This is a genomic window from Rhodanobacter sp. Root627, from assembly GCF_001427835.1.
GTDB lineage: Bacteria > Pseudomonadota > Gammaproteobacteria > Xanthomonadales > Rhodanobacteraceae > Rhodanobacter > Rhodanobacter ginsenosidimutans.
On sequence record NZ_LMGW01000003.1, the window covers coordinates 133,172 to 145,191 of the forward strand.

Consider the following 12,020-nt stretch of genomic DNA (forward strand, 5'->3'; position numbering starts at 1 on the left):
TCCGGCATTTCTGGTGCACCCAGCTCACCAACCGATTATCGAAGTACCACCACAGCGCAGACAGGCCACTGCGGGTAAAACGCCCGTAGTAGTTCAGCCACCCTTGCAAGGTAGATCGATAGGCACCCGCCAGCTCGAACGCGGTCCGGTGGACTTGTCTGCCCACGCACCAATGCTTGATCTGGCCACCCATCCGCTTCATCGCCTTGCGGCTGACTGCCGGGGTGAATCCCGTAACCCGTTGGCCCGTCCTCAGACGCACACATCGATCACGAAAGGTGTGCCCGGAAAGTCGAACTGCGTGGTCGGCCAGCGGCCCGGATTGCCGTCGCCGTTCGGGCAATACACCAGATGCGTCTTGTGCGGATGCAGGCGTAGCTTGCACGCCGTAATGCGACGCGAGCGGCGACGGTGGGAATGCCCAGCGGTCGCGTGCCGCCATCCGCTTTGGGAATGTCGACACGCTTGACCGCCGACGACACATAGCTGCCGGAACTCATGCGGTTCCACAGCTTGTACAGATGGCCTGATAGATCAGCCTCAAAATCAATGAGGCTTTGATCGTCGATGCCCGCTGCTCCGCCATTGGATTTGACGCGCTTCCACGCCCCCCACACTGCGCATTTGCTGATGTTGAATGATTTTATCGTCTGACCTTGACTCACCCCGCTTCGCGGTTGGTCACGGTCAGCCGACAGGACAGGCTCGCCCCTTCGCTCCAGCGCCATTACAGCCCCTTCATCGCTACTACGAACGAGTCCGCCCCTGTGCCGCGCATCGGTACTCTGGGCCTTGTGGGGTCTCCACTTGGCCGGCTCCCTTTGCACCGCGACGACAGGTTCTCAAGTTCCTTGTAAACGCCTATCCGCAAGTCATGCCACCTTTACGCCGGTTGCCGATTGGCCAACGTAGCGCGGCCACCAATCTCGTCCCGTGCCTGTACCAGCGGCATGGTTTTGACAACATCTGAAAGTATTTCGAAGCCTCATCAGTGGTTCACTTTCGTTCATCTCTTGCGGACCTACCTGACCGATTCTCGACCGGCCTTTTCCCAGCTCGCTCACCACCATCGCTCTTGACGACAGCAGCAGTGGGTGATTTGACACCAACGCCTTGACGCCGATGTCGAGGGGCCTACCCTCATCGTTTACAAAGTTCGAACAGCATGGCTGTTCTCCTCGATACACTGACACTTACTTAAGCCCCCGTTCGTCCTGAGCGTAGGCCGAAGGCCGAAGTCGAAGGACATGCCGGAGATGGGCTGTCCGGGCTTGGCAGCGCTGAGCGTGAACGGTTAGGGGAGTCCGACGGCCGGAGTCAGTGCCATTCCGCTTTGACCCCTGTATGGGTGCAAGCTACCCTCGCTCGCAGGGGTAACGCGGTGCACACTCTGCGCCCGTTTTTCACGGTGGTGACGTTGCCTATGTGACATCGGCGCGCAACGGATGCCAGGACCGTCTTGATGGACGGGAGCCAACGCATGTCGGGGGACATCGCTATCATCCGTCCATTTTCGCTCGCGTTCACGTCAGCGGCAGCGTCGCCGAACCCAGCCCGGCAGACTTGGCCGTGAGCCCGACATGACGGCGAACTCGACAGCTGCCAAGAACCGGCGGGTGGGTTCCGAAGCACCATCAACGCCTCGAAATGTCCTCGCAGGAGCGATCCTCGTGACCGCAGGCAACGTGCGCTCGGCAGTGATCGAGGCGGCCGCCACACAGGCCGCGATGCAACCCTGGGTCGAGATGGAGTGCTATCAACTGGGGCGAGGCAAGCGATTGACGCAGATGGACAGCCTCGATCTAGGTAGCCAACAGATCGTGCGGGAGCACCAACAGGTAGCGGTACAGAAGCTGGGCATCACGCCGCCGAACTTCTGTACCGTTTCGTGTTGCACGCCAGACCCGACATTCCGCTTTTCCCAACATTGCGCGGATGAAGCCGCCACCATCTTTTTCATGCCCGGAAACAGGGAGTTCGATCTTTACGTGCCTGCCGGCGCTCAAACCACGTATGTCAGCTTCAACCAGGATGAATTCATGCGCGATGCGCGGACGCTCAGTCCTGCGGATTGGGAACGTACGCCAACACAGTTGCTGTCGATGGCCACAGGGCAGCAAGCCAGCTTCCGTCATCTCGTCAATGGTTTTCTCGAGACGTACGAAGCGATTGCGGCATCGGGCGAATCTGTTGACCTGTCCGTCGCACACGGCGTCTTGCTGCAAAACATCCTGCAGATGGTTGTCTCGCCAGGAACGAACGAACCCGCACCGCCGCCCATGGAACGCGCGCGTGCGCTCCACACCTGCAGGGCGGCGCGTATCTTTGTCGAAGAGCGTCTCGCTGCCGACAGCGTGCCCACCATCGTCGATATCTGCACGCAACTCGGCGTGTCCGAACGCACCCTTCAGTATGCGTTCCGCGCTTATGTGCAGATGTCCCCGCTGGCCTATCTGCGCATGTGCCGTCTGAATCGCGTGCGCGAAACTCTGCTCACTTCAGACCCGCGGACCACGACCGTCACGGCGGTGGCCATGCGCCACGGCTTTTTGCATCTGGGCCGTTTTTCACTCGACTACAAACGGGCCTTTGACGAAGCCCCCTCCATCACGCTCGGGCTCTGACCACCGCCCCATGAAACCCGGCGCAGCGCTGCCTGCGCCGGGTCTGTTGCGGAAATCGGATAGTCGCGACACCTGCTTCGCACCTACCTTCCGAAAAGGATGACGTGCGTACGCGCACACGTCAGCGGCACGCACCACATTGCAGAACCCGTGACACGTGACGTGGTTGCCATGCCCGCCGGGGAGACAGGGGTCTGCCGCGGACACGCCGTTGGTGGAAACGAGACAGGGGCAAGACCGCACGCACCCGCTTGATCGCGAAACCTGGACGCAAGGCGCACAGGTTTCGCTGGCAGCGGCTTTGCACACAGCTGATCTGCACCTGACAAAAATCACATGGGAAACCACATGAACCGGATCTACCGACTGATCTTCAATCGCAGCCTCAGGATGCTGCAGGTTGCTTCTGAACTGACCGGTGGCGGCCACGGGAGCAGCAGCACGTCAGTCGGCAAGAGTGGCCGTTATGGGCGCAAACGCAATGCGCACGGTGCGAGGCGGATCGGCGCCGTCGTCGGGATGAAAGTCGGCAAGATCATCGCTTTCCATCCCACGGAACATCTGGATTTGCGCCGTAAAATGGGCGCCAATGCCACCACCCTCGCCGTCAGCCTGCTTGCCGCCGCACTCGTCGTCCCCGCAGCTCAAGCGCAAACGACGCACTTCACCGGCGCCACCGACTCCAATTGGAACACCCCCTCCAACTGGGACAACGGCGTGCCGACCAGCGGGACCGACGTCTGGCTCGATCAGAATGACGATGCGCTCCTGGGCAGCGGAACCGAAACCATCGGCAATCTCCGTATCCAGAACAACCGCACGCTCACCATCAATGGGGGCGCCATCCTCAATGCCCAACGCATTGACGTTGGCGCTAGTAATGCCGGCTCAATGACTATCGATGGAGCCGGGACGGTCGTGAACACCGGCTCACCCGGCCTGGCCGACGTAGTGGTCGGCAGTGGAAGCACCGGATCACTCACCATCTCCAACAACGCACTGCTGACAACCTCGGCAAGCCTTGGGGAATTTGGTCTCGGCAATGCTGGCACCGGCAACCTTTTCTTGAATAGCGGCGGCACCTTGGCCACTGGCGGCATCGTAAAAGCCGATGCGGGATCAGTGACTTTCAACGGCGGCATATTCCGCGCCCTGGTATCCACCACGGATGTCTTTCAAAACTTTGCCGCAGGCGAATTCACCCTCGGCACTGACGGCGGCGGATTTGACACCAACGGCCATGACATCACCGCCACCAACGTGATCAATGGCAGCGGAAGCCTCCAGAAACGTGGGGCAGGAACGCTGACGCTCAGCGGCGCCAACACGTACAGCGGCACTACCTATTTGGTGGATGGCACACTGGAAGCAGCTGCCACCGGCGCACTGGGTACCGGCGATGTGCTTGCCACCTCCAACATCGGCACTTCCGTCATGCTGAAGATCGATCCCGGGGTTGTCCTGAACAACGCTATTTCTGCGGCGAGCTACGCAGCCGCCGCGCCGCTGGTCAACACCATGACCATCGACAATGGTGGCAGCCTCACCGCCGACGCCGGGGTATTCGCTGGCGGCGACGGCACGACCACCGTTTACAACCGTCTCAACGCCAGCATCGCCGGGGACGTGGCCGGCGTGACGCTTTTGAACAACGGCTCCGCGAGCGGCACGATTGCAACCACATTGTTCAATGACGGCAGCATCAGTGCGCGCGGCAGCGGCGGCGACGGTTACGGCCTGATAGTCAACGGCGGCGTGGCTCACATCAACAACAGCCAGACCGGAAGCATCAGCGGCAAGACCTATGGTGTTTTTACCCTCCTGGAGGGCAGCGTGTTGACCAATGATGGTCACATCAGCGGAGACACTGGCGCAGGCAGCGGCGATGCCATAACGATTCACAATAACGCCGGCGGGATTATTGAAGGGACGTCCATCGGCGTCGCTTTCGTCAAGGGTGGCAGCATAACCAATGCTGCAGGCGCCACGATCAAGGCAGGCGCGGTCAATCCAGCGGTACTGTCCTACACGGAGGACGCTTTCAGTTTTCTTATGCCTGACTTGGGCGAAGCGTTCATGCTGGCCGACCTGTTCGGATTTGGTTTCACGTTGCCGCCGACCGGCGGCCCCGCCACTTTGAACAATGCCGGCATCATCGACGGTGACGTTGTACTGGATCCGGGTTCGGCCAACACCACGACGTTGACCGCCGGCGGCTCCATCACCGGCAACCTGGTGATCGGCACTAACGCCGCCTCGACCCTGACGCTGGATGGTGACAACACCACGGCACAGTTGTATTCGCATGCCGTCACCGGCACCACCACCTTTGCCGGTGCGCTGAGCAAGGCCGGCAGCGGCAGCTGGATCATCGACAGCAACGATCTGTCCAGCGTGACCGGCACCACGATCAGCGATGGCACCTTGCAGATCGGCAATGGCGGCACCATCGGCTCGATCGGCAACGGCGACGTCGCCAACGCCGGAACATTGTCGTTCGATCGCAGCGATGATCTGACCTACAGCGGCGTCGTTTCCGGCAGCGGCGCGCTCGACAAACTCGGCGACGGCGCGCTGACCTTGACCGCTGCCAACAGCTACAGCGGCGGAACCACACTGAGCGAGGGCATGCTAGTCATCGGGAACAACGCAGCCCTCGGCACGGGCACGTTGACGATCGAAGACGGTACCACCCTGAGCCATACCTCAGGGAGCAAGACCCTGGCCAATGACATCGTCCTCAATGGCGACGTGACCCGGACGGCGTCGATAGGCGACGTGCTGACGCTGAATGGAAATATCGACCTGGGCTCGGCGAGCCGAACGATCACCAACGACGACTGGACCTTGACATTGAAAGGCTCCATTTCAGGCGCGGCAGGCTTGACTCTCCATGCCGGCGCAATCGTCTACATGCGAGGAACTGTCGACAACAGTTATGCCGGGTTGACCACCGTAAATGGATTGAACGGTCTGCAGTTGGCAAAGTCGTCCGGAGCGACAGCCATCGCCGGGGATCTGCAGATCAATGGCGGGTCCCGAGTTGTTCAATCTGCTGATGATCAAATCGCGGATACCTCGACGGTCACCGTCAATGGGAATTATCAATTATTCGATTCCAGCGAAGCCTTCCAGACACTGATGGGGTCGGGCACCGTCGAAGGTTCTCAACTTTTCGGAAATGAGACGCTTGCCATCGGCTCGGGCAACTTCAGTGGAAGCATTTCGGACACGGGGTCTGACGGCACCACCCTGCGCAAGTTTGGCACCGGCACACTGAGACTGAGCGGCGAAAACGCCTACCTGGGCGGCACCCAATTCGATGGCGGCATCATCAGCACGGACAGCGACACGGGTCTGGGAGATGCAAGCGGGGGCTTGAGCTTCGACGGCGGCACGTTGGAAAACACCGCCGCCTTCGCCACCGACCGGGCCACGACCCTTGGCGCCGGCGGCGGCACCTTCCAGACCGATGCCGATCTCACCCATACGGGTGTCATCACCGGAGCCGGCGGGCTGACCAAGACCGGCAGCGGCACTTTGATTCTCGACGACAGCAACAGCTACACCGGCAGCACCGCGGTGCAGGCAGGCAAGCTGATCGTGGGCAGCGACGACACCCACGCCAGCGCAAGCGTTGCTGGTGATGTTGCCGTCGTCAGCGGCGCCACCGTGGGTGGCCACGGCAGCATCGGCGGCAACGTCACGCTGGCCGCTGGCGCCCATCTGGCCCCGGGCAACTCCATCGGCACGCTGAACGTGACCGGCGATTTCACCACCACGCAGGGCAGCGTGCTGGATTACGAGTTCGGCGCCCCCGGTGCCGGCCTCGGCACTTTCGGCCAGAGTGATCGCACCGTGGTGGGCGGCAACCTGACGCTCGACGGTGCCGTACTCAACATCACCGACATCGGCGGCTTCGGCGCCGGCGTCTACAACCTGTTTACCTACGGCGGCACGCTGAGCCAGAGCCATGGCGGCGTCAGTCTGGGCACCGTCCCCAGCGGCACGTACACCCTCCAGACGCTGACCGGCAGCAAGCAAGTCAACCTGATCAACGCGACCGGGCTGACCCTGAACTTCTGGAACGCCAACGGCCTGGCCAGCAACAGCACCAGCGGTGGCGGCGATGGCACATGGTCGACCACGGCCCCGGTGTGGACCGATGCCAACGGCAACGTCACCCTGGCCATGCAGCCGCAGCCGGGCTTCACCATCTTCGGCGGCACGCCGGGCACGGTGACTGTGGACAACAGCGCTACTGCCGTCAGCGCCACCGGCCTGCAATTTGCCAGCGACGGCTACACCCTGACCGGCGACACACTGACCTTGATCAGTGCCGGCAGCATGCCGATCCTCCGTGTCGGTGACGGCAGCAGCACCGGTGCCAACAGCACCGCCACCATCAGCGCCGTGATCGCCGGCACCGATGGCCTGAACAAGACCGACCTCGGCACCCTGATCCTGACCGGCGCCAACACCTACACCGGCGGCACCACCATCAGTGCCGGCACCCTGCAGGGCGATACCACCAGCCTGCGGGGTGACATCATCGACAACGCCACGCTGCTCTTCAACCAGACCACGGACGGCAGCTTTGTCGGCACGGTTTCCGGCGCCGGCTCACTGGGCAAGCTCGGCGCGGGCACATTGACCCTGGCTGGGGCCAACAGCTACAGCGGCGGCACCACCATCAGTGCCGGCACCCTGCAGGGCGACACCAGAAGCTTGCAGGGCGACATCATCGACAACGCCACGCTGGTCTTTGATCAAACCATGGGCGGCGCGTTTGCCGGTGCCATTTCCGGTACGGGTTCGCTGAGCAAACTCGGCGCCGGCACGTTGACCCTGACCGGCGCCAACAGCTACAGCGGCGGCACCACCATCAGCGCCGGCACCCTGCAGGGCGATACCACCGGCCTGCGGGGCGACATCATCGACAACGCCACGCTGGTCTTTGATCAAACCACGGACGGCACGTTTGCCGGGGCAGTTTCCGGCACCGGCACGCTGACGAAACTCGGCGCCGGCACGTTGACCCTGACCGGCGCCAACAGCTACAGCGGCGGCACCACCATCAGCGCCGGCACGCTGCAGGGCGATACCAGAAGTCTGCAAGGCAACATCACCAACAACGCCACATTGGTCCTTCATCAAACAGCGGGCGGCGCGTTCACCGGGGCAGTTTCCGGCACCGGAACGCTGACGAAACTCGGCAACGGCATGCTGACGCTCAACCGTACAAATCCATTCAGCGGCAACACCCGCGTGCAAGCGGGCAAGCTGATCGTCGGCGACGACAGCCACGCCAACGCCAGTCTCGGCGGCATCGTGACGGTGGCCAGTGATGCCAGCCTCGGCGGCATCGGCCGCATCGGCGGACTGGACCTTTCCGGCACGGTGACGCCGGGCAACTCCATCGGCACCTTGCACATTGCTGGCGACGCCACGTTCCGGCCCGGCTCCAGCTATCAGGTCGAGGCCATGCCCGATGGGCAGGCCGATGCGATCGTCGCTGAGGGCAAGGTCGCCATCCTGGGCGGCAGCGCCTTGGTGCTGGCGCAGACCGGCAACTGGGCACCACAGACTGATTACACCGTGCTCAGCGCTGCCCAGGGCCTCAGCGGCCAGTTCGACTCGGCCCGTTCCAGCCTGACCTTCCTCACGCCGGTACTGAGTTACCACGCCAATGCGGTCAGCCTGTCGCTGCAACGTAATGACATCAGCTTTGTCAGCGTGACGCAGACCGGCAACCAGGGTGCCGTGGCCACGGTGGCCGATTCACTCGGCTTCGGCCACTCCGTTTACGATGCTCTGACCACCTCCGACGCCACGATCGCACGACCTGCCTTTGATCAGCTCGCCGGCGCCATCCACGCCAGCACCACCACCGCCTTGATCGATGACAGCCGTTACGTGCGCGAAACGATCAACCGTCATTTGCGTGGTTTCGACGGCAAAAAAGGCCGCACCACCGGCGGCACCAGCGCCTGGGCCAGCGTCTGGAACCACGGTGGTGACCACGCGGGTGACGGCAACACCGCCTCGCTCAACGCCAACGGCAGCGGGCTGCTGATCGGCGCCGATCTGGCGGTCGGTTCCGATGCGCGGTTGGGCGCGGTGATTGGTCATGGACAAAACTCGCTCCAGTCCCGCCACGTCGGCTCCTCCGCCCATTGGCGCAGCGAGCAGGCCGGCCTTTACGCCAACGTCCGCGTGGGCGCGTTCGTGCTGCGCGGTGGTGCGGCGTACGCATGGCAGAACGTGACCACGCATCGCACGGTAGCGTTTGGCGCGTTCGGCGAACGCCTGCACGGAGAGCATGACGCCCAAACCACCCAAGCCTACGTCGAAGGCGGCTATCAGATCGTCCTTGGCCCCAGCCAGCAGTTGGAGCCGTTCCTGAATCTGGCGCGGGTGCGGGTACACAACGACGCGGTGACTGAAGGCGGCGGCGCTGCCGCCCTCGCTGTGGCCAGCCACAGCGCCTCGGTAAACGTCGCCACGCTGGGCCTGCGCGATACCTTTGCACTCGACCACGCCAGCACCATCCATGGCCACGCCGGCCTGGGTTGGCAACAGGCCTGGGGCGATCTGACCCCGCTCACCTCGATGCGTTTCGCCACCGGCAGTGACCCCTTCGCAACCGGCGGCGTGCCCGTGGCCCGGCATGCGTTTACCGCCGACCTGGGGGTGAGTTTCAAGGTGGCGTCCAACATCACCGTCGATGCCAGCTACACCGGCCAGTTCGCCAATGACGCCACGGAACAGGGCGCGCGCATGAGCCTGACCGTGACGTTCTGAGACAGGTTTGGTTGGTTCGGGATTCGGGATTCGGGATTTGCAAAAGCCAACGCGCGGCTCCAGACGGCAACGCTCTTGCCAATCCCCAATCCCGGCTCTCAACAGACGGAAGTCTGGTCATCCCGGCCCTCAGTGATACCCCTCCCCCGCCCTCACCTTGCCGCGAAACACGCGGTACGAGTACGCGGTATAGAACAGCACCACCGGGATCATGATCGCCGCGCCAACCAGCACGAAGCCCTGGCTGGACGGCGGCGAGGCGGCGTCCCAGATGCTCATCGTGGGCGGCACGATGTTCGGCCACATGCCGACCACCAGGCCCAGAAAGCCCAGCGCGAAGAAGCCCAGCGCCAGCACGAACGGCGCCACCTCGCGATTGGCCAGCACGGCACGCCACAGCCATGCGGCCACCACCACGGTGAGGATCGGCAGCGGCGACAGGTAAAGGAAGTTGGGCCAGGCGAACCAGCGATCCATCAGCCGTGAATCCAGGAACGGCAGCCACGCGCTGACCATGACCATGAACGCGATCACCGCCAGCATCAGCGGCCGGGTCAGATCGCGCGCGATGCGTTGCGGTCGGCCCTCGGTCTTCAGTACCAGCCAGGTCGCGCCGAGCAGGCCGTAGCCGAACACCAACGCCATGCCCGTGAGCACCGAGAACGGGCTGAACCAGGCAAACGCGCCGTGCAGGTACTTGCCACCTTCCAGCGGCATGCCCTCGACGATGGCGCCCAGCATCAGGCCCTGCGCGAACGCGGCGACGACCGAACCCAGGTGGAACCCCACGCCCCAGATGCGCCGCGAACGGTGCGCGCGGAAGCGGAATTCGAACGCCACGCCGCGGAAGATCAGCGCGATCAGCATGGCCAGCACCGGCAGGTACAGGCTGGACAGGATGACCGCATAGGCGCGCGGAAACGCGGCCATCAACCCGGCGCCGCCCATCACCAGCCAGGTTTCGTTGCCGTCCCAGATCGGCGCGGCGGTGTTCATCATCAGCTCCTGCTGCGCCTCGTCATCGGCAAACGGCGCGAGGATGCCGATGCCGAGCACGAAGCCGTCCAGCAGCACGTACATCATGATCGCGAAGCCGATGATGAGGAACCAGACCACCGGCAATGTCGTGGAAAGTTCCATGCTCAATCCTCCCTGCCATCATCGACCGCCGCCAGCGGCCGCGCGGCCGTGGCATTGAAACTCACCCGTTCCGGCGCAGTGTCCGGCCCGGTGCGCAGTACCTTGAACAGGTACCAGCTGCCGAAGCCGAACAGGATCATGTAGGTCACGAAGTAGACGATCAGCGAAGTCAGCACGCTGGACGCGTGCACCGGGCTGGCCGCGTCGACGGTGCGCAGCACGCCGTAGACAACCCATGGCTGGCGCCCGATCTCCGCGGTGTACCAGCCGGTAAGCAGGGCGATGAAACCGGCCGGCATCATCGCCATCCAGCAACGCAGGTACCAGCGGCTGTCGAACAACCGTCGTCGCCACCACAGCAGCAGGCCGACCACCGCCAGCGCCAGCATCAGCAGGCCGAGGCCCACCATGATGCGAAAGCTGAAAAAGGGTGCCGCCACCGGTGGCCGGTCTTGCGGCGCGAAGTCCTTCAGCCCCTGCACCTCACCGTTCCAGCTGTGGGTGAGGATCAGGCTGCCAAGATGCGGCACGTCGACGGCGTAATCGTTGCGCTCGGCCTTTTCGTCCGGCCACGCAAACAAGGTCAGCGGCACGCTTTTCTCGGTGGTCCAGCGCGCCTCGATCGCCGCCAGTTTGGCCGGCTGATACTCGCGCACCACCAGCCCCGACATGTCACCGACAAGGATCTGCAGCGGGATCACGATCGCCACGAACGCCAGCGCACAACGCAGCATCAGCTGCGCCTTGTCCTGCCACACCCCGCGCAGCAGGTACCAGGCCGACACGCCGCCAACCACCAGGCCGGTACTCAGGAAGCAGGCCAGCACCATGTGCACCAGCCGCGTCGGAAATGAGGGATTGAAGATCGCCGCCCACCAGTCGGTGGCCTGGATCACCCCATCGACCATCGTGTAGCCCTGCGGTGTCTGCATCCAGCTGTTCGCCGCAAGGATCCAGAAGCTGGAGATCAGCGTCCCCAGCGCCACCATGCAGGTGGCGATGAAATGGGTGCGGTGGCTGACCCGGTTCCAGCCGAACAGCATCACCCCGAGGAAGGTGGCCTCGAGGAAAAACGCGGTCATCACCTCGTAGTTGAGCAGCGGCCCCAGCACGTTGCCGGCCACCGTCGACAGACCGGCCCAGTTGGTACCGAACTGGAAACTCATCACGATGCCGGAGACCACGCCCAGCCCGAACGAGCCGGCGAACACCTTCATCCAGAAGAAGTACAGGTCGCGCAACATCGCGCTGCGCTTGCGCAACCAGAGCGCTTCCAGAAACACCAGCCAGCTCGCCAGGCCGATGGTGAATGCGGGAAACAGGATGTGGAACGACATCACGAAACCGAACTGGATTCGTGACAGGAATTCGGCGGTCGGCACAGTCATCTCCCGCGGGACGAATCCGCGGACTATAGGCTTCGCCATGTGAAAGCCTCACCATCGCGACGAT

At 63.2% G+C, this 12,020-nt stretch carries 5 protein-coding genes; 2 read left to right on the forward strand and 3 right to left on the reverse strand.

What is annotated here, in order from left to right; genetic code table 11:
* Nucleotides 1-269 precede the first annotated feature (269 nt).
* Complete coding sequence (locus tag ASD68_RS17145; RefSeq protein ID WP_200945410.1) at nucleotides 270-728, reverse strand: hypothetical protein; 459 nt, start codon at nucleotides 726-728, stop codon at nucleotides 270-272.
* A gap of 942 nt (nucleotides 729-1,670) precedes the next feature.
* Between ASD68_RS17145 and ASD68_RS13455 the strand changes: the two genes are divergently transcribed.
* Both ASD68_RS13455 and ASD68_RS13460 read left to right on the forward strand, forming a co-directional pair.
* The gene (locus tag ASD68_RS13455; RefSeq protein WP_162247418.1) at nucleotides 1,671-2,624 is read left to right on the forward strand and encodes a helix-turn-helix domain-containing protein; all 954 of its coding nucleotides are present in this window, start codon (nucleotides 1,671-1,673) and stop codon (nucleotides 2,622-2,624) included.
* A gap of 348 nt (nucleotides 2,625-2,972) precedes the next feature.
* Nucleotides 2,973-9,428: an autotransporter-associated beta strand repeat-containing protein gene (locus ASD68_RS13460; RefSeq protein ID WP_162247419.1), complete on the forward strand. Its 6,456-nt coding sequence runs from the start codon at nucleotides 2,973-2,975 to the stop codon at nucleotides 9,426-9,428.
* A 129-nt stretch (nucleotides 9,429-9,557) separates the two neighbouring features.
* Here the strand turns inward: ASD68_RS13460 and cydB are convergent, their stop codons facing one another.
* Together cydB and ASD68_RS13470 are read right to left on the reverse strand one after the other, a co-directional pair.
* Nucleotides 9,558-10,568 carry a cytochrome d ubiquinol oxidase subunit II gene (cydB, locus tag ASD68_RS13465; RefSeq protein ID WP_056607730.1) on the reverse strand — a complete coding sequence of 337 codons (1,011 nt, stop codon included), beginning with the start codon at nucleotides 10,566-10,568 and terminating at the stop codon, nucleotides 9,558-9,560.
* 2 nt (nucleotides 10,569-10,570) lie between these two features.
* Entirely contained in the window at nucleotides 10,571-11,956 is a 1,386-nt protein-coding gene (locus tag ASD68_RS13470; protein WP_056607732.1) for a cytochrome ubiquinol oxidase subunit I, read from the reverse strand.
* Between the last annotated feature and the right edge of the window lie 64 nt (nucleotides 11,957-12,020).